The following is a 19,015-nucleotide window of genomic DNA, read 5'->3' as shown; positions in this document are numbered from 1 at the left end:
TTTTCACCTATTTTGAGAGTGGATAATGTGCTGCCAAAAAACCAATTGCCGAAGTGCGATCGCCCAAATGCCCATCCAAAGTCGCCGCCAACAAATCATCCAACATGAGTTTAAACCCAGGCCCAGGCTTGTAGCCCAAAGCCTTCAAATCATTGCCATTCAAAGGGGCTTCAACCTTCACCCACTTGGTGAAAAATTCCCAAATTTGGTGTCGAACACTTCGGGGACTTTGCAGGGCGATCGCAATTAACATCGGTAACTCATAATTCCGCAAAAATAGCACCAATTGACTCGGCAACTCACACTTGGGCAAACGCTCTAACACCTCAGAATTGCGGGCTGACAAATCTTGAAGTCGCTTAATGCTATCAGCAGGTAATTTAAGATTGGTAGCCACCTTACCCCGATATTCCGGCGCTAAATAAGCGATTAAAACTTCTAGTCGCATCTGCCAATCAGGAATATTGATAATGGGGAATTGGGAATGGGGAATTGGGAATTGGGAATTGGGAATAGTTTCTTTTTCTTCCTTCTTCCTTCCCCCCTTGGGGGGGGCTGGGGGGGGTTCTTCTTCCTTCCCCCCTTGGGGGGGGCTGGGGGGGATTCTTCTTCCTTCCCCCCTTGGGGGGGGCTGGGGGGGGTTCTTCTTCCTTCCCCCCTTGGGGGGGGCTGGGGGGGGTTCTTCTTCCTTCCTTCCTTGCAAAAAACGTTCTAGCAGACGCAATTGATGCCAGAGCGCTTTGTCCAAATCCAACGTAGGATGAATGCAGCGCAACGCCTCCAAATCTCCCAAAATTTGCAAAGCAACTTGCCAATAAGGAGCTTGCAAAATGTATTTTAATTCACTTTTGAGCCTGGTTTCCAAAGCCGGAGCGCGACCATTTTCTCCTTGAATTCGATAATAAATCCCGCTGGCTAGAGCGTGGCGAATATATCCTTCTGTCTGCGGCTCAATGGAAAATCCCAGCCGCACCGCAAACCGCACAGCTCGATAAATTCGCGTCGGATCTTCAATAAAACTATTGGCGTGCAAAACTCGAATTTGTTTACCTTCCAAGTCTAACAAACCGCCAAAAAAATCTAACAATTCGCCCGATCGCGGCGTACCCAATCTGACTGCTAGGGCATTAATGGTAAAATCTCTACGGTACAAATCTTGGCGAATCGAACTGGCTTCAACTTCAGGATTGGCGGCGGGATAAGGATAAAATTCAGTACGAGCCGTAGCGATATCCAGCCAGAGGGAGCCGAAAGGGGAGTCTTTGTGCCACAACAGGGCGGCGGTTTGAAATTCACCGTGAATTTCTAAACGGGAGGTGGGGTATAGTTTTTGTAGTTCGGAGGCTAATTCGACACCAGCACCAGAGTTACCCGATCGCCCATCACCATCTACAACCAGATCGATATCCATTAGTTGCAGTGTATCATTAGCCTCTAACCGATCGGCGGCACTCTCAGCAACAGGCATCTTGCCTATAGCACCAGAATTGGATGTTGTTGTCGGGAGTAGGGGTTGGGCATCTTGCCTGTCTGATGTCAAAGTTAAGAGTAAATCTCGAACGGCTCCACCGACAATATACAGTTGCCAGCCTCGCTCTTGTGCAATGTTGGCGGAGATCGACAATAATTGCCATAATTCAGGACTAATACGCGATCGCAACAACGGCTCAACCACTTCAGGTAAATGACAATAGGACAATTCGGTATCACTTGCTGTGTCTCGTCCTTTTTGTTGGTGCAATTGGCGCAACACATCAGTGCGAGTCACAATTCCCACCAGTAAGCCATTTTCCAACACCGGCAAACGCCCGATATCATAAGTCACCATTAAAGATTCAATTTCTGGTAACAAGGTATCGGGGGTGATGGTTTTGAGCTGCGGAGTCATGTAACCCTTGACAGGAGCGTGACTGAAGCCGTGGTGCAGGGCAATGTCAATGTCGCGACGCGAGATAATTCCCGCCAGCCGATCGCCTGTATCGACCACAGAAAGCCCGGAATGTCCGTAACGTAGGAGGATACGGTGAGCATCACCCACAGAAGTTTCTGGGCGAATACTCCGCACTGGAGATGACATTAATTCACGGGCTGTGGGCGGATGGGGAATTTGAGCTTTGAGTTCCTCAGCTAACTGATTTAAAGTTAGTAAGGGTTCCACATCTCTGACAGCTAGGGAGGCGGCGCGGGCGTGGCCTCCGCCACCTAGGGGTTTGAATAATGTGCTGAGGTTTGTGCCTTCTATGCGCGATCGACCGATAATAGTTAATCGATTGGAAACTGACGATTCGGGAGAGTCGGGATCGATGGTATCGCTGTTTTGTTTTTCACCAGATTTATACACATTTCCTAATAGCAGAGCATCGGTTTCAGTCAAATCCAGCAAGCGAGATGCTAGGGCAGAAAGTCCCGGAACATAGGCATCAGTTGTGAGCAATACCCAAGCTACACTGTTACCGCGTACAGTTTCTGATCGCAAATTATTCAGAGCTTCTTTCAGCAAATCCTGCAATTGAGCAGACAAACCGGGTTCTACATATTCAGCGATGACTCCCAAACTCGCTCCCTGCTGCATCAACCACGCCAAAGCATTTGCATCTCGCGCCGTTGCACCCTCGAAGGTGAGGGAACCTGTATCGACGTGGATACCGAGGGCCATGACTGTGGCTTCTGAGGGATCGAGATGGAATTCTTGGTTGCTCTGTGGGACTTGATTTGCGAATTTTTCCCTAAGTTTTTCGACTATTAAAGTAGTGGTGGCCCCGACTGCTTCGATGTGGGTGACGGTGGCCCCGATGTCTGAAGGGGCTTCTAAATGGTGATCGAAAACCGTAATTTCGTTAAGTTGTGGCAAATCTAGCCACTCGGCGGCTTTTCCTAGGCGATCGCGCGTGCTAGCATCAACAATGGCGATCGATCGAATTTGTTGCGGATTGACCGATCGACGTTCGATTAACGGGTACTCATCGCGGTGTAGCGCCAAAAAATCCCGCACCGTCGGGTGACACCCACCAGCAAGCACGATTCTGGTACCGGGGTGCAGCACGCAAAGTCCCACCGCCGCTCCCAAGGTGTCAAAATCTGCTGTAGTGTGGCACAAAACTAAGTCCATAAACAAATCCTGCATCTGTAACCCAAAGTGTCCCTGAATCTGGCTCACGAACAGCACACGAGCCGATCGCACTATAACTCAAGCTTAGTCAAGTATGGATTCTAGTTTCAATCGCAGCAGCCAATAATGGTAAAATTTAAGTAAATCTCAAGAGCTGCTGACTGCTGTTCGCACCACTGAGAATTTGTACGGGCCAGTCGAATTTCAACAACCGACAATTTTCCGATCAATCGTCCCACCGCTATATCGAAAGGAGAAAAAATGTTATCAATTCTGTTTCAACTTGTTTTACTAGGTTTGGTACTGCTATCTTTTGTGATGGTAGTTGGCGTTCCAGTTGCTTATGCTTCTCCCCAAAACTGGAATCAGTCTAAAACACTGATTTTTGCAGGTTCTGGTCTCTGGTTTTTGCTGGTTATTGCCGTGGGTGTTTTAAACTTTTTGGTAGTTTAAAGTTCGGTCTAGATCGACGTAAAATAGTTGTGAGTTTTGAATTTTGACTTAAATTTATGCTATAATTAGTAGTCTTAAATTTGGAATTAATTATTGATAGAAGTGACTTTTTCAATCAGTTAATTCACAGCCCAAATTTAAAACTCACAACTCATAAATAAAGCTAAGAAAAATCCCATTACCACTTACCAATTACCAAAGTATAAAATTATGGCAGTTTTCGAGGGTACTTTTACTCAAACCGAATCTTTGCGGTTTGCGATTGTCATTGGTCGTTTTAACGACATGGTAGTCAACAAACTTTTGGAAGGTTGTCAAGATTGTTTGAAACGCCACGGGGTTGATATAAATCCTCATGGTAATCAGGTTGATTTTTATTGGGTTCCGGGATGTTTTGAGATTCCCTTGATTGCTCGTCAAGCTGCATTTTCTCGTCGCTACGATGCAGTAATCTGTCTGGGTGCGGTGATTCGCGGCCAAACTCCTCATTTCGATTTTGTCGCTGGTGAGGTTTCTAAGGGAATTGCTGCTGCGGCTTTTCAAAGTGGAGTACCGGTGATTTTTGGGGTGGTGACGACTGACACGATGCAGCAAGCTTTGGAAAGGGCCGGAATTAAGAGCAATTTGGGCTGGAATTATGCAATGAGTGCTTTGGAAATGGGCACTTTGATGCGTCAAGTTAATGGTTTGGGTGGAAGTTCTTACGATAAATTAGCTGCTGCGTCTGCTGTTGAAGTGCTGTCAGGTGATCTAGCCTAATATATATCATAAATCAATACGGGATGCGGGAAACTCAGAGACTTCAGTCCTTCCTAGGGAAGCGGCGCGAGGGACTTTAGTCCCCGCGAGAGTTAGACTTTGGGTATTACCCAAGCCTACTTTGTCCGCAGAATCTCAGCGTCTTTAGACCGCTTGAGTGTCAATATGTGATTCCAACTGGTTCCCCGGCTCTGCCTGGGAACCGAGATCCAGAGGCTCTGCCTCGCTCGTCGCTTGTAGAATACTAGGTAAGCAAAGCTATGACTACTGTAACTGCAAAACGATTCTCGATCGCCGAATATCACCGTTTGGGAGAACTGGGATTTTTCGCTCCCGATGAGCGAGTAGAATTGATTCGCGGAGAACTTATCAAAATGGCTGCTAAAGGTAGACTTCACTCTTTTTGCAACAGTCTTTTAGTTGAGGAGTTAATAATTTTACTGACAAGACGCGCTCGTGTCCGCGTACAAGATCCGATAATTTTATCTACTACAGATAGCGAACCAGAACCTGATGTGGTTATCGCCCGCAATCGTTCTGATAATTATTTAGATTCTCACCCGGAACCTGCGGATATCTTGTTAGTGATTGAGGTTTCCGATTCTAGTTTAAAATACGATCAAATAACTAAGTTATCTCTCTATGCTGAAGCTGGGATTTCTAATTATTGGATATTTAATTTAGTCGATAATCAACTGGAAATGTACAGCGAACCTTATCAAAAAAGACAAGGGGATTTCAATTATCGATCGCAAAACATCGTTCTACAAAATGAGACCGTGGTAATTCCGGGTTTTCCAGATTTGTCTCTGGATTTGTCTTTGGTCTTTCCAGCCTAAGCTGAATTGAGGCTCTAAGTTAATTTATACCAACCGCCAAGGCTGTTAAGGCGACTGCTATAAAATACTCTCACGATTTTATGTATTTTTTTTATACATTTATAGACATACCTAAGTAATTTATATTTATTAAATATTATATTATACACAATACTGATAAAATACTGAATGAAGATCGACTTTTTAACTAAAAATCCCTAACTATCTAATATTTCTCAACATTTTTATGAGATTTAGATGAATCTGGTTGCACAAATATGAGAAATTCGTTATGTTAAGTTTTGTGTAAGCATTAAGGCAGTCTCAACTAGATCCTAGGATAGCTTTCATCATAAAGACTGTATAAACAGTATTTAATGTATTCTTAACGAACAGCCCTGAAAATTAATTTTCAGGTCAATTGTTAATGAAATCTTAAATAATCAATTTGTTCAGTTAACACCTAGAAAGCTTGCCAGAAAAGGGATTGATAATTTTGAGGGTAGCCCGGATACTTACAGTTACTTACCAGCCGGAAATTGCAACAATCTTATGGGTGACATTCAAGCTACGTTTACAGCGACAGACCGTGCTTTTCATGTTGAAGGGTACGAAAAAATTGATTTCAGCTTACTCTATGTAGATGGCGCTTTCAAACTTGAAAATCCAGAAATTGCCGATAGCTATCGCCCCTTTTGTCGCTGTTTAATGGTTGTAGACCAAACAGTGTATGGTCTGTATGGCAAGCAGATGCAGGCTTATTTCAAATATCACGAGATAGATTTAACCGTCTTTCCAGTGAGTATCAAGGAACCCGATAAGACCTTAACAACTTTTGAAAGCATCATAGATGCCTTCGTTGATTTCGGACTTGTGCGGAAAGAACCTGTGTTGGTAGTTGGTGGTGGATTGACTACTGACGTAACTGGTTTCGCCTGCTCCTCCTATCGCCGTCGGACTAACTATATTCGTGTACCAACAAGTCTAATTGGGCTGATTGATGCCAGTGTGGCGATCAAGGTAGCTGTGAACCACGGTAAACTGAAAAACCGCCTCGGTGCTTACCACGCCTCAAAGAAAGTAATTTTAGATTTCTCCTTCCTAAAAACTCTGCCGATCGACCAAATACGCAACGGCATGGCAGAGTTAATTAAGATCGCCGTAGTAGGAAACAAAGAAATCTTTGAGTTGCTGGAAAACTACGGCGAAGCATTGCTGCATAGCCATTTTGGGTATCTAGACGGCACATCTGAACTGCGCGAAGTGGCACATCGGTTAACCTACAACGCCATTGAGTCAATGCTGGCATTAGAAGTACCAAACCTACACGAGCTAGATTTGGATCGAGTGATTGCTTATGGTCACACTTGGAGTCCGACGCTGGAACTAACACCGGAAATTCCGATGTTCCACGGCCATAGTGTCGCTATCGATATGGCTTTTTCGGCGACGATTGCTCAACAACGTGGCTACATTTCGATCGCCGATCGCGATCGCATCTTAGGATTAATGAGTCGCCTAGGACTAGCAATTGATAGCCCTTATCTCACCTCAGAACTGCTCTGGAAAGCCACAACATCCATCGCCCGTACCCGCGATGGCCTTCAACGTGCGGCGGCACCGAAGCCCATTGGTGAATGCTTTTTCATGAACGACTTGACTCGGACTGAGTTGGATGAAGCCCTAGCGGTGCATCGAGAAATCTGTCAGGGCTACCCGCGCCATGGTGATGGCGAGGATATGTATGTAGTATTGGACAAAGTTGGAACTCGTTCCAAAGCCGGGGTATAAAGATGAGACCTGTTACCCCTGTCGGGATTTTAGCGGCTAAACTCGAAAGTCTGGTCGAGGAAGCAAAAAAAATCAATCATCTAGATCCAGCTTTCAAGGCAGAATTGCAACAAGCCTACGAATTAGCAAATGGTCTCGATCCCTACCTGAACCTTTGCACCACAGCGGAATCTGCGGATTTAGCCACCTTAGTAAAACGCACCCAATCAGAAGATTGGAGTCAGCGATTCTCCGACGGCGAGACAGTGCGCCACTTGGAACAAGAGATGCTCTCCGGCCATGTGGAGGGGCAAATGCTGAAATTTCTCGTCCATCTCACCAAAGCACAGCGCGTGCTGGAAATCGGGATGTTCACTGGCTACTCAGCACTAGCCATGGCTGAAGCCCTTCCTGTTGATGGAGAAGTAGTCGCCTGCGAAGTAGATACTTACGTCGCACAATTTGCCCAAAAGTGTTTCAACGAATCGACTGCTGGCCACAAAATCTCAGTGCGAGTCGCACCAGCCCTAGAAACCATGAAACAATTGGCTGATGCTGGAGAAGTGTTCGATTTGGTGTTTATCGATGCTGACAAAGGTGGATACACTGACTATCTCGATTTACTACTCACGACTGGTTTGTTGGCTCCCAATGGCTTGATTTGTGCTGACAATACTCTGATGCAGGGACAGCCCTATTTGTCTGGTACTACTAATGCTAACGGAATTGCGATCGCCAAATTCAATCAGGCTCTGGTTGACGATCCGCGCGTAGAGCAGGTGTTAGTGCCATTGAGAGATGGGATTACCTTGATTCGGCGCGTTTAGCAATATTAATTAGGAGACGGCACCGTGCCCGTTGGTGTCAACTTAAGGTCAAACCCATAGTCCGGCGGGGGTTTAAACCCCCGCCTCAAAGCTAAAGTCCTCTAAAAGAGGACTGAGGAGTTAGTTGATGTGTATGGGTTTTAGGCAAATTTTCAGTCAGTTTCAGGCAAATCGACCGTCGGTTTCAACCGACTTTAGCTATGAGACAGGGGTTGAGACCCCTGCCTCATGAGGAGTTAGTTGATGTGTATGGGTTTTAGGCAAATTTTCAGTCAGTTTCAGGCAAATCGACCGTCGGTTTCAACCGACTTTAGCTATGAGACAGGGGTTGAGACTTCTGTCGGACTCGTAGGATGACTGACAGACTTGGTGCGCTGACAGCTTAAGTTGACACCTATGGGCACGTGCAGTCTCCTGATTGGCGATCATATTAATTTCGATGCCAACGGATTTAATATTAATTAGGATTTTTTTTACTGTCATACTAGAAAATTATGATCGAAACAGCTTCAGTTGCAGCGATGCCATCTGAACAGGAAAAAAATGCGGGTACTCGGCGCTTTCAAACAGCACTTAAAACCATAGTAACTCTGACTTTGTTGCTATTAGTAATGCCCCTGAATCTCGCTTTGACAATCGTAGCCTTGCTCAGAGCCATCATCATCAAACCGTTCCAGTCTCCACCGACTACAGCTAATCCCCAAACAATTTTGATAAGTGGGGGCAAGATGACTAAGGCATTACAGCTAGCGAGATCTTTCCACAAAGCCGGTCATCGAGTAATTTTGATAGAAACGGAGAAATACTGGCTGACTGGTCATCGTTACTCTTGGGCGATCGAGCGCTTTTACACAGTACCAAATCCCCAGACAAAAGAATACTCCCAAGCACTCTTAAAAATTGTTCAACAAGAGGGAGTTAATGTTTATGTTCCCGTGTGCAGTCCCGTCGCCAGTTACTACGATGCCGAAGTCCAAAGGGTGCTTTCTCCCCACTGTACGGTAATGCACGTCGATGTGGAAACCCTTCAAAGATTGGATGATAAATATACATTTGCCGCCACTGCGGAAGCCTTGGGGCTGCGAGTTCCAAAGTCTTACCTAATCACAAATCCCCAACAAGTAATCGATTTTGACTTCACTGGTGCACAGCGCAAATACATTATCAAAAGTATTCCCTACGATTCTATCCGCAGATTAGACTTAACTAAATTACCCTGCCAAACCCCATCAGAGACTGCCGCTTTTGTCAACTCTTTACCAATTTCTGAGAGTAAACCTTGGATTATGCAAGAATATATTCCGGGACAAGAGTTCTGCACTCACAGTACAATCCGTGATGGTCATGTTCAGTTGCATTGTTGCTGTGAATCATCCGCATTTCAGGTAAACTACGAAAATGTCGATCGCCCGGATATCGAAAATTGGATTCGTCAGTTTGCCAAAAGCCTCAATTTGACTGGACAAGTCTCCTTTGATTTCATTCAGGCGGCGGATGATGGACAGATTTATGCGATCGAATGTAATCCCCGCACCCATTCAGCCATCACGATGTTTTACAACCATCCCGATGTAGCTAAGGCTTATTTAGATCGCGACTCTTTACCACAAACTGTGCAGCCTTTGGCATCTAGTCGCCCGACTTACTGGATTTACCACGAAATTTGGCGATTGGTGACTAATTTGTCGTCGCCAAAGCTAATTTCTGAGCGGTTACAAATTATCACCAAAGGTAAAGATGCCATCTTCGATTGGAACGATCCATTACCATTTTTGATGGTGCATCATTGGCAAATCCCACTGTTGTTATGGGGAAATTTGCAGAAGCCGAAAGAGTGGATTCGGATTGATTTTAATATTGGCAAACTTGTGGAAATAGGAGGAGATTGAGTATGTCAGTATTACGGGTTTTGCATTTAGTCGGATCGGCTGTCAGTGATTTTTACTGTAATTTGTCGCGCCTTTATGCTCAAGATTGTTTGGAGAATACGGCTAATTCAGCACTGTATGAATTTCATATTGCCTATGTTTCTCCCGATCGCCAATGGCGTTTTCCTACCTCTCTCGATCAAAGTGCGATCGAGGCTGCTAATCCCATGTCTTTAGCGGGCGCTGTGCAGGTGCTGACCGACCTCCAAATTGACATAATGATCCCCCAGATGTTTTGTATCCCAGGCATGACTCAATACCGCAGTTTGTTCGATCTGCTGAGTATTCCTTATGTGGGTAATCCCGCAGAGTTAATGGCGCTGGTGGCTGACAAAGCGAAGGCTAAAGCAGTGGTAGCAGCCGCTGGGGTAAGTGTACCATTAGGAGAAATTGTCCGTGGGGGCGATCGACCTTCGATTGATTTCCCAGCCGTACTTAAGCCAGTCAATAGTGATAATTCCATTGGAGTGGCTTTCGTGAAAAATGCTGCTGACTATGATGCAGCTTTGGAGACAGCATTAACTCATTCAGATGAAGTGCTAGTAGAAAAATTCATTGAATTGGGTAGAGAAGTTCGCTGTGGAATTATCGTCAAAGCAGGCGAGTTAGTCTGTTTACCGCTAGAAGAGTATGCTCTAGATGCTGATACCAAACCGATTCGGAGTTATGCTGATAAGCTGAAACAAAATGATGATGGCAACTTGAGCTTGACCTCTAAGGATAGTACCAAATCGTGGATTGTTGACACCAGCGATCCGATTACGGAGAGAGTTTGGGCGATGGCGAGAAAATGCCACATCGCTTTGGGCTGTCGCGATTATAGTCTATTTGATTTTCGCATCGATCCGCAGGGAAAACCTTGGTTCTTGGAAGCGGGGTTATACTGTTCTTTTGCTCAGAAAAGTGTGCTTTCTACTATGGCCAAAGCATCAGGGACTTCTCTGGATACTTTTTTTGAAAGTATGTTGCAAAACGCCTTATGTGAAATCCCAAATAACTAAGAAATTAGGACACGGCAGTGCCCATTGGTGTCAAGTTAAGCCTGAAAGCCCGCCCCGTGTCCGTTAGTCATCCCACAAGTCCGCCAGGGGTTAAAACCCCTGTCTAATAGCTAAAGTCGGTTGAAACCGACGGTCGATTTGCCCCAAACCAATACACATCAACTAACTCTTCAGTCCTCTCAAAGAGAACTGAAGAACTCATTAGTCCTCTTTGAGAGGACTTTTGCTATTAGACAGGGAATTGATTCCCTGTCGGACTCGCCTGCCCACTAACGGATTTGGCGGGCCCAGAGCTTAAATTGACACCTATGGACACTGCCGTGTCCTCTGTATCATTTTAAAATAGGAACAGGACTTGTGTAATATTTGAGCTTTCCGCATACTAATCACCAGACAGAGGAAACCACAACATGATCCAAACCATATCGAAAACAATCACGTTTGATGAGTTCGTTGCCTGGTATCCAGAGAACTCTGTCCATAAGTACGAACTACATAATGGAGTAATTGTTGAAATGCCTTTAGGAACCGGCCGCCATTCCCGCGTTATAGGTTTAACCAGGGACGAAATCAGCGCAGAAATCAGGCGACTGAAATTGCCTTGCTTTATCCCCGGTGACTGCCTGCTCAAACCCGTCCGCAACGAGGCGGGCTACCTGCCAGACGCAGTTGTCCTGGATGAAGCAGCTCTCGTCAACGAACCGCGCTGGGATAGGGAATCTATCATCACGATGGGGTCTTCGGTGCGACTGGTTGTAGAGGTCGTCAGTACCAACTGGCGGGACGATTACCATCTCAAATTCGCCGACTACGAAGAAATGGGCATCCCCGAATACTGGATTGCGGACTACCTCGGTTTGGGCGGCCGCAAGTTCATCGGTACTCCCAAACAACCCACACTATCGGTTTACCAGCTAGTTGACGGGGAATATCAAATCAGTCAGTTTCGGGGAGATGACACAGTTGAGTCGCTGGCTTTCCCAGAGTTGAGGTTGACGGCCGAGGTGATTTTTCGAGCCGGTCTGCCTCCAACTGAGCCAAGCTAGAAGGACTGGGGGGCGATCGGGTATCAAAAGAATATCAAAAATTGTACTCTGTATATTGTGTAATCTTCTAGCTTTCCGCATACTAATCACCAGACAGAGGAAACAGCAACATGATCCAAACCATATCCAAAACAATCACGTTTGATGAGTTCGTTGCTTGGTATCCAGAGAACTCTGTCCATAAGTACGAACTACACAATGGAGTAATTGTTGAAATGCCTTTAGGAACCGGCGACCATTCGGATGTTACGGGTTTTATAAACTTGAAACTAGCAGTTGAAATTGACCGTCGTGAATTACCCTACTCAATCCCTGGTGATTGCTTACTCAAGCTTTCCCGTGACGAAGCGGGTTATCAGCCAGACGTAATAGTCCTAGACAGAACCGCACTTGCAAACGAACCGCGCTATAAAAAAGAATCCGTCATCACGATGGGGTCTTCGGTGCGACTGGCTGTAGAGGTAGTCAGCACGAACTGGCGGGATGATTATTTTTTCAAAGCTTTTGACTATGAAGAAATGGGCATTCCCGAATACTGGATTGTCGATTATTTAGGTTTGGGCGGCCGCAAGTTTATCGGTAATCCCAAACAACCAACACTTTCGGTTTATCAATTAGTAGATGGAGAGTATCAGGTCAAACAGTTTAGGGGAAGCGAGAGGGTTGAGTCGCTGACTTTTCCAGAATTGAAATTAACGGCCGAACAGATTTTCCGGGCTGGCTTGCCAAACTAGCGAGTAAAAATTATGCAAAGGTCGATCCACCGACACATTGCAATTTATCAAATTGTGTGATATCATAAAACGTTCTCGAAAATAGCGCAACAGCAAATATTACTGCATGGCAACGAAGCCAACGATCGCATTTACCCACCTCGGTTGCGAAAAAAATCGCATTGATACCGAACACATGATTGGCTTGCTGGCCCAAGCAGGCTATGAAGTCGATTCTAATGAAGAATTAGCGGATTACGTCGTCGTCAATACTTGCAGTTTTATCCAAGCTGCGCGAGAAGAATCAGTCCGCACCCTGGTAGAATTAGCCGAAGCTAAGAAAAAAGTAGTCATCACCGGCTGTATGGCACAGCATTTTCAACAGGAATTGCTCGACGAATTGCCCGAAGCCGTCGCAATAGTCGGCACTGGCGATTATCATAAAATAGTCGATGTAATGCAACAGGTGGAAAAAGGCGATCGAGTTTCCCTCGTCTCGAAGGAACCAACTTACATCGCTGATGAAACCACTCCCCGCTACCGCACGACATCGGAAGGTGTCGCCTATCTGCGAATAGCCGAAGGCTGCGACTATCGCTGTGCTTTTTGCATCATCCCCCACTTGCGCGGAAATCAGCGATCGCGCACCATCGAATCTATTGTCGCCGAAGCTAAGCAATTAGCCTCCGAAGGGGTAAAGGAAATTATCCTAATTTCTCAAATTACCACCAACTACGGGAAAGATATCTACGGCGAACCCAAACTAGCCGAACTGCTTCGGGCTTTGGGTAAAGTAGATGTACCTTGGATTCGGATGCACTACGCCTATCCTACAGGTCTGACTCCGCAAGTTGTCGAGGCAATGCGAGAAACGCCAAACGTTTTGCCATACTTGGATTTACCTCTGCAACATTCCCATCCCGAAATTCTGCGGGCGATGAATCGGCCTTTTCAAGCTGGGATTAATGATGCTATAGTCGATCGGCTGAAAGCATCAATTCCCGGTGCGGTAATGCGGACAACTTTTATTGTCGGCTTCCCCGGCGAAACAGACGAACACGCAGCACACTTGCTGGAATTTGTCAAGCGCCACGAATTCGATCACGTAGGAGTTTTCGTATTTTCCCCAGAAGAAGGAACGCCAGCCTACAGTTTGCCTCAGCAATTACCAGCAGAAATAATGGAAATGCGGCGAAATGCAGTAATGGCGGCACAACAACCTATATCATTGAAAAAGAATCAAGCATCTGTCGGTCAGGTAGTCGATGTCCTGATAGAACAAGAACAACCAGAGACAGGTGAGTTGATTGGTAGATCCGCCCGGTTCTCCCCCGAAGTAGACGGACTCGTCTATGTAACAGGACCAGCGAGGCTCGGTTCAATGGTATCCGTGAAAATTACTGGTGCAGACGTCTACGACCTTTACGGTCAAGTCAGTAGTTAGTCTCTACAGAACAATCAGAAAGTTTTAACAAATTTAATGTTTTGTTTCTGAATGTAAAGAGCTATAATGTAGTAACAAGCCAGACATAAGCGGGATGATCCTAGATTGCTTCGCCGTCGGTCCCACACCACAACGGTATGCCGAAGAAGTGTAGAGCTGATAGGCGGTGACGGTCGCTACATCCCTTACTTAATCCCGTAGACGAAAGATTGCGGGATAGCGCCTGAACCAATAAACGTGGTTACTACTATTTAGTGAAGTGGGGCTAGTCATAATCCTCACTATAAAAAGCCCAAGAGGGAAAACTGGCGAGTACCTCAAAGGAAGTTCAATATGCTTTTCAAGGCTGTTGGAAGCTTACAACAAACCGCTGGCGGTTTTTGTAGGTCATGTCACAAAATCAAAGACGGCTGTCGAATTGGTAAATTAGTCACCATCGACGGAGCTGCCCTATACTCGATTGCTATTTAAAAAGGTGCGCGCAGGCGCAGCACCATACAGAACTCTTATGAGTTCCTGCCCTAGAGCAGAAATCCGCATCCGAGTTGGGCGACTTAGAAGGCTAAGACTCGTTATTAGGAGCATTAATGAATTTATTGTTTGAAGGCTTGGGTCTTTCGGAAGAACTCGTTCTCCATCTGGAAACACTAGGCTTTACAGAACCTACTCCCATCCAAGTACAAGCAATTCCGCACTTGCTAGCAGGTCGCGACGTTGTGGGTCAAGCCCAAACTGGAACGGGCAAAACGGCAGCATTCTCGTTGCCCATCTTGGAGCGGATTGATTTAGATGTAACTGCGGTGCAAGCACTGGTGCTGACACCAACTCGCGAATTGGCGATGCAAGTAACTGAAGCCATCCGCGATTTGAGCGGCATTAGTAATGATGGCCCGGTGAAATTAGGTCGCTCTCTACAAGTTTTGACGGTGTACGGTGGTCAGTCGATCGATCGCCAAATGCAGCGCTTGAAACGTGGCGTTCACATTGTGGTCGGTACACCCGGACGTATCTTGGATATGTTGAGCCGGGGAAGCCTGAAACTCGACAGAGTGAAATGGTTGGTTTTGGATGAAGCTGACGAAATGCTGAGCATGGGCTTTATTCAAGATGTGGAAAAAATCTTGGATGCAGCACCAAAAGAACGTCAAACGGCATTTTTCTCGGCGACAATGGAACCTTCCATTCGCAAATTGGTGGCACGGCATTTGTGCAATCCAGTTAACGTCACCGTAGAACAACCAAAAGCAACGCCGAAGCGCATTGGCCAAGGCGTCTACATGATTCCCCGCGGCTGGTCGAAGGCAAGAGCTTTGCAGCCAATTCTAGAAATGGAAGACCCGGAATCGGCGCTGATTTTTGTGCGGACTCGGCAGTCGGCGGCGGAACTCACCAGCCAACTGCAAGCAGCAGGCCACAGCGTTGATGAATATCACGGTAATTTGAACCAAGCACAGCGGGAACGTTTGCTGTCGCGGTTCCGCCAATGTCAGGTGCGCTGGGTAGTGGCGACTGATATTGCAGCCCGCGGTTTGGATGTGGATCACTTGACTCACGTAATTAACTACGATTTACCAGACAGCGTGGAAAGCTACGTTCACCGGATCGGCCGCACGGGCCGGGCTGGTCGGGAAGGAACCGCAATTACGCTGATCCAACCAGTAGACCGACGGAAACTCCGCTTGATCGAACGTCACGTTCGCCAAAGTTTGACGGTGCGAAATATTCCGACGCGGGCGCAAATAGAAGCGCGGCAGTTGGAAAAGATGCAGTCTAAGGTTCGCGAAGCCTTGGCTGGGGAACGGATGGCATCTTTCTTGCCTCTGGTGTCTCAGTTGTCTGAGGAGTATGACTCCCACGCGATCGCCGCTGCTGCTTTGCAAATGGCTTTCGATCAAAGCCGTCCAGCTTGGATGGGTGCGGATTACGCTCAACAAGAAGATCCCCCGATCGCCGAAAATGGTGTGAAGCCGATCTTGATCAAGAAGCGGCCTAAGAATGGTACGGGACCAAGTAACACTGCGTCACCGAGCCTTTCAGGAGCGTCAGGTTCTCCGGTTCCACAAAACTACTAATTTGTAGGTAATTTGTAGGGTGCGCTGCGCGCGCCTTACTTTAAATTTTGGTAGAGATGCGATCGTCGATCGCATCTCTACTTTGTTTCAAGGGTGTGATATCGTTTCAGGTTGTATCGGAATGATTTAACCGCGAAGGTGCTCATGACGCGAAGGAAGAGAAGAGAGAGATTAATAATAGCGAAATTCTGGCTTTTGAGAAAGGAATTCAGCAAGCTTTAAAACGACTAGGTAAGTAAAGATGCAAGTTAGCGATCGGACAATTTCTGTAACTAATTCTACGCTGAAAACGTTATTGGATCGCGATCACAACGCCGCGCTAAACATTTTAGCTAAAGGTTTGATATTAATTCCGGTTGTATCGGAATGATTAAACCACAGAGGACACAGAGGACACAGAGAAAGAGAAGAGAGAAATAATAATTCCGATGTCAACGGATTTGATATGAAGCAATCAGGAATCAATTTAAATACGGCGGGGCACGCCGAAATAAACGCTTGGGGACAGAACAATCTCTACTCAATGGTGGCAACATCAACGAGCAAATTGACTGATTGATCCAAGAATCCTCGTGCTTTCAAGCCGAGGAGTGTCAACTAATCTGGCGGCTGTAAGGAAGTATTTTCCCAAACAACCCGGTTTCTGAGTCCCCATGCGTCCAAGACTGAATATGCTATATTGAAGCCGGGATAGCGAAAAAGTTACAAGCTATAGTTTGGGTTTTATATACCCGACTGGTGCGCCTACCTTTGGTTGGAGCGTATACCGCTAGGTACTTTTAACTATATTGTTTGATTAGCTCAGTTGGTAGAGCGATCGGCTTTCCGAAGTGTCACAGGTTCGAGTCCTGTATCAGCCCCACAAAGTTAGCTCAATTGGTAGAGCGAATTGACTAATAATCAATTTGTAACAGGTTCAAATCCTGTACTTTAAAAAACCCTGGCCCTGGGTACGGGCACTTTGTTAAGGACAAAGCAGCTTAATCGTTTGTGTGAATTACTCTGTAATGCAAGTGTTTGTTAGCAGCCAAGAAGCTAGTGCAACTGTATCTCTCCCTGATTTGAGTGTGTTCCTTCGCGTTGCTTGCATTTGGTTTTCCTGCGGGGATGCTGGATTGGTGGGGCGATCGGCGTATTTGAGCATTACTATTTTTTTCGAGATTACCGAAAGGCGATTTAGCAGAAGTAGTGACAATCTTAATCCAGTCTAGGAGGTGCTTTTGCCCGCATCTGAACTGTAAACACTTGTACTTGCAGAGTTAAAAAAAATATTGTAGTATAAGTATTACAGCTAAATTCCAAAAGGCGATCGATGTTTAAATTAAATCTGCCTCGCTGGTTTCGCTTGCCCAAATTATCTATTAAAATTTCTATGTGGAAAACCTTTTATATCCAACCTAACCAAATCGGAATTTTATATCACCGCAGCGACTTTAAGAAAATTTTGCTTCCCGGTACATACACTTATTTCGGTAGCCATTGGAACATAAAAAGCTACGATCTCAATCAGCCAGAAGCTAAGATTGACAACTTAGAACTGTTGCTAAGAAACCACGGAACAGAATTACAAGAACATCTTTCGATTGTCAGAACCGCATTCAATCAAACAGCTTTAGTTCGTTTGGGTCAAAATTGGCTCAGTATTTTACCGAATCAATTGCGGGCATTTTGGCGCGGTTTTATTGAAGTAGAATCTCATGTTTTCAATTTAGACGAGAGTTTGGAATTGCCTGGTGAGTTTGTGCAAAAAGTGCGATCGCTCACTTTTTTGCAAGGACTGAAAAACTTCCAAGTCTCTGAGTATGAACTAGGTTTGCTGTACGTGCAGAATAATTTTGTACGCCCTCTAGAATCAGGAGAATACACTTTTTGGTCTGTGGATCGAAATGTGGCAGTTAAAACTCTGGATCGAAATATTCCTAATCCTGAATTTCCCCAAGCAAATGTCCTAATTGAAAAACATCCCGATTTTGTAGCAGCCTACTGCGAACTCGTGCAATTACTGGGTCATCAAATTGCGATCGTGCGCGATCGAGGAAAAGTTATTGCTTTTTTGCCACCGACAAGCCGCCAGCTATTTTGGCAAGGTGTTGACGTGGAAATAATCGACATTAATACTGATGTTAATTTAGACCTCCGTTTAATAGCTGAGTTGGTTGCTGGTTCCCCAGAAGCTCTATCAACCTGTGCCAAGTATTTGCATCTTTGTGAAGTTCCAGCACAGCACGTTGGACTATTGTATATAAACCAAGAGTTTCAATCGCAATTGCTACCAGGAATTCATGCTTGGTGGAAGTTTGGGCGCTCTTTTCAAACGGAAGTAATTGATTTGCGCTTACAAAATATTGAGGTATCTGGTCAAGATATCTTGTCAAAGGATAAAGTACCTTTGCGCTTGAATTTGACGGCTGGATACCGCATCCGAGATCCGCTGATGGCAAAAAATGGCTTGTCCGATATTACGGGATTTTTGTACAAGGAATTGCAGTTTGCTTTGCGCGGTGCGGTGGGGGAACAGACTCTGGATGGGTTGTTGGATAGCAAAGGTGCGATCGATCGCAGTATATCTGAATACATCCGCGCTAAAACCACAGATTATGGTATTGAAGTCGATTCTGTGGGTGTCAAAGATATTATTTTACCTGGTGAAATTAAGGCGATTTTGAGCAAGGTTGTGGAAGCGGAAAAATTGGCTCAAGCAAATGGAGTTAGGCGCAGGGAGGAGACTGCTGCTACTCGGAGTATGTTGAATACTGCGAAGGTGATGGAGGATAATCCTGTGGCTTTGCGTTTGAAGGAATTGGAGGTTTTGGAACGGATTGCGGAGAAGATCGACCGGATTCAAGTTAATGGGGGCTTAGATAATATTTTGACGGATTTAATTCGGATGAATCGAGAGTGATAGCAGAAGGAAGAAGATCTAGTGAAGAAGGAACAAGTCACCCGCCCCACCCCCCTAGGGCGTGTTTTCAAACCCAAAGATCCCCCCCAGCCCCCCTTAAAAAGGGGGGGGAAAGAGTCTTTAAGTCCCCCTTTTTAAGGGGGATTTAGGGGGATCTAAATCTTAAGGAGTAG

At 45.8% G+C, this 19,015-nt stretch carries 14 protein-coding genes and 1 tRNA gene; 14 read left to right on the top strand and 1 reads right to left on the bottom strand.

Going from position 1 to position 19,015, the window contains the following annotated elements; all coding sequences use genetic code 11:
• Positions 1 to 7: 7 nt before the first annotated feature.
• Positions 8 to 3,109, bottom strand: coding sequence for a CBS domain-containing protein (locus ACBR23_RS16280; protein ID WP_371119939.1), 3,102 nt, complete (start codon positions 3,107 to 3,109; stop codon positions 8 to 10).
• A 261-nt stretch (positions 3,110 to 3,370) separates the two neighbouring features.
• Here ACBR23_RS16280 and psbZ point away from each other — a divergent pair, with 261 nt between their 5' ends.
• The 14 genes from psbZ (at position 3,371) to ACBR23_RS16210 (ending at position 18,842) form a co-directional block, all read left to right on the top strand.
• Entirely contained in the window at positions 3,371 to 3,562 is a 192-nt protein-coding gene (gene psbZ / locus ACBR23_RS16275; RefSeq protein WP_371116469.1) for a photosystem II reaction center protein PsbZ, read from the top strand.
• A gap of 210 nt (positions 3,563 to 3,772) precedes the next feature.
• Positions 3,773 to 4,321, top strand: a complete 549-nt coding sequence (gene ribH, locus ACBR23_RS16270) for a 6,7-dimethyl-8-ribityllumazine synthase (RefSeq protein ID WP_340522660.1) — start codon at positions 3,773 to 3,775, stop codon at positions 4,319 to 4,321.
• Positions 4,322 to 4,581: 260 nt separating this feature from the next.
• On the top strand, positions 4,582 to 5,160 hold the full coding sequence (locus ACBR23_RS16265) for a Uma2 family endonuclease (protein WP_371116468.1): 579 nt from the start codon (positions 4,582 to 4,584) through the stop codon (positions 5,158 to 5,160).
• Positions 5,161 to 5,691: 531 nt separating this feature from the next.
• Positions 5,692 to 6,930 carry a sedoheptulose 7-phosphate cyclase gene (locus tag ACBR23_RS16260; protein ID WP_371116467.1) on the top strand — a complete coding sequence of 413 codons (1,239 nt, stop codon included), beginning with the start codon at positions 5,692 to 5,694 and terminating at the stop codon, positions 6,928 to 6,930.
• Between the two features lie 2 nt (positions 6,931 to 6,932).
• Positions 6,933 to 7,736 (top strand): O-methyltransferase, encoded by an 804-nt coding sequence (locus ACBR23_RS16255; protein ID WP_371119938.1) that lies wholly within the window; start codon positions 6,933 to 6,935, stop codon positions 7,734 to 7,736.
• Between the two features lie 494 nt (positions 7,737 to 8,230).
• Positions 8,231 to 9,625 carry an ATP-grasp domain-containing protein gene (locus tag ACBR23_RS16250; protein WP_371119937.1) on the top strand — a complete coding sequence of 465 codons (1,395 nt, stop codon included), beginning with the start codon at positions 8,231 to 8,233 and terminating at the stop codon, positions 9,623 to 9,625.
• A gap of 2 nt (positions 9,626 to 9,627) precedes the next feature.
• Entirely contained in the window at positions 9,628 to 10,665 is a 1,038-nt protein-coding gene (locus ACBR23_RS16245; protein ID WP_371119936.1) for a D-alanine--D-alanine ligase, read from the top strand.
• 410 nt (positions 10,666 to 11,075) lie between these two features.
• Positions 11,076 to 11,711, top strand: a complete 636-nt coding sequence (locus ACBR23_RS16240) for a Uma2 family endonuclease (protein ID WP_371116463.1) — start codon at positions 11,076 to 11,078, stop codon at positions 11,709 to 11,711.
• 110 nt (positions 11,712 to 11,821) lie between these two features.
• Positions 11,822 to 12,445, top strand: a complete 624-nt coding sequence (locus tag ACBR23_RS16235; RefSeq protein WP_371119935.1) for a Uma2 family endonuclease — start codon at positions 11,822 to 11,824, stop codon at positions 12,443 to 12,445.
• Positions 12,446 to 12,551: 106 nt separating this feature from the next.
• Entirely contained in the window at positions 12,552 to 13,868 is a 1,317-nt protein-coding gene (rimO, locus tag ACBR23_RS16230; RefSeq protein ID WP_371119934.1) for a 30S ribosomal protein S12 methylthiotransferase RimO, read from the top strand.
• Positions 13,869 to 14,455: 587 nt separating this feature from the next.
• On the top strand, positions 14,456 to 15,940 hold the full coding sequence (locus tag ACBR23_RS16225) for a DEAD/DEAH box helicase (RefSeq protein ID WP_371116456.1): 1,485 nt from the start codon (positions 14,456 to 14,458) through the stop codon (positions 15,938 to 15,940).
• 790 nt (positions 15,941 to 16,730) lie between these two features.
• Positions 16,731 to 16,800, top strand: a tRNA-OTHER gene (locus ACBR23_RS16220).
• Positions 16,801 to 16,947: 147 nt separating this feature from the next.
• Positions 16,948 to 17,151 (top strand): hypothetical protein, encoded by a 204-nt coding sequence (locus ACBR23_RS16215; RefSeq protein WP_371125662.1) that lies wholly within the window; start codon positions 16,948 to 16,950, stop codon positions 17,149 to 17,151.
• A 161-nt stretch (positions 17,152 to 17,312) separates the two neighbouring features.
• The gene (locus ACBR23_RS16210) at positions 17,313 to 18,842 is read left to right on the top strand and encodes a slipin family protein (protein ID WP_371116444.1); all 1,530 of its coding nucleotides are present in this window, start codon (positions 17,313 to 17,315) and stop codon (positions 18,840 to 18,842) included.
• Positions 18,843 to 19,015 lie beyond the last annotated feature (173 nt).

It is taken from the genome of Microcoleus sp., from assembly GCF_041354475.1.
In the GTDB taxonomy this organism is placed as follows: Bacteria; Cyanobacteriota; Cyanobacteriia; order Cyanobacteriales; family Microcoleaceae; genus Microcoleus.
Note: the sequence above shows the minus strand (reverse complement) of the source record. Positions and strands in the feature narration are given on the sequence as shown.

What these genes read in the sequence shown, in the direction of transcription:
- ACBR23_RS16280 (WP_371119939.1), bottom strand. Translation starts at nt 3,109, where the DNA reads ATGGACTTAGTTTTGTGCCACACTACAGCAGATTTTGACACCTTGGGA.
- psbZ (WP_371116469.1), top strand. Translation starts at nt 3,371, where the DNA reads ATGTTATCAATTCTGTTTCAACTTGTTTTACTAGGTTTGGTACTGCTA.
- ribH (WP_340522660.1), top strand. Translation starts at nt 3,773, where the DNA reads ATGGCAGTTTTCGAGGGTACTTTTACTCAAACCGAATCTTTGCGGTTT.
- ACBR23_RS16265 (WP_371116468.1), top strand. Translation starts at nt 4,582, where the DNA reads ATGACTACTGTAACTGCAAAACGATTCTCGATCGCCGAATATCACCGT.
- ACBR23_RS16260 (WP_371116467.1), top strand. Translation starts at nt 5,692, where the DNA reads ATGGGTGACATTCAAGCTACGTTTACAGCGACAGACCGTGCTTTTCAT.
- ACBR23_RS16255 (WP_371119938.1), top strand. Translation starts at nt 6,933, where the DNA reads ATGAGACCTGTTACCCCTGTCGGGATTTTAGCGGCTAAACTCGAAAGT.
- ACBR23_RS16250 (WP_371119937.1), top strand. Translation starts at nt 8,231, where the DNA reads ATGATCGAAACAGCTTCAGTTGCAGCGATGCCATCTGAACAGGAAAAA.
- ACBR23_RS16245 (WP_371119936.1), top strand. Translation starts at nt 9,628, where the DNA reads ATGTCAGTATTACGGGTTTTGCATTTAGTCGGATCGGCTGTCAGTGAT.
- ACBR23_RS16240 (WP_371116463.1), top strand. Translation starts at nt 11,076, where the DNA reads ATGATCCAAACCATATCGAAAACAATCACGTTTGATGAGTTCGTTGCC.
- ACBR23_RS16235 (WP_371119935.1), top strand. Translation starts at nt 11,822, where the DNA reads ATGATCCAAACCATATCCAAAACAATCACGTTTGATGAGTTCGTTGCT.
- rimO (WP_371119934.1), top strand. Translation starts at nt 12,552, where the DNA reads ATGGCAACGAAGCCAACGATCGCATTTACCCACCTCGGTTGCGAAAAA.
- ACBR23_RS16225 (WP_371116456.1), top strand. Translation starts at nt 14,456, where the DNA reads ATGAATTTATTGTTTGAAGGCTTGGGTCTTTCGGAAGAACTCGTTCTC.
- ACBR23_RS16215 (WP_371125662.1), top strand. Translation starts at nt 16,948, where the DNA reads ATGCAAGTGTTTGTTAGCAGCCAAGAAGCTAGTGCAACTGTATCTCTC.
- ACBR23_RS16210 (WP_371116444.1), top strand. Translation starts at nt 17,313, where the DNA reads ATGTGGAAAACCTTTTATATCCAACCTAACCAAATCGGAATTTTATAT.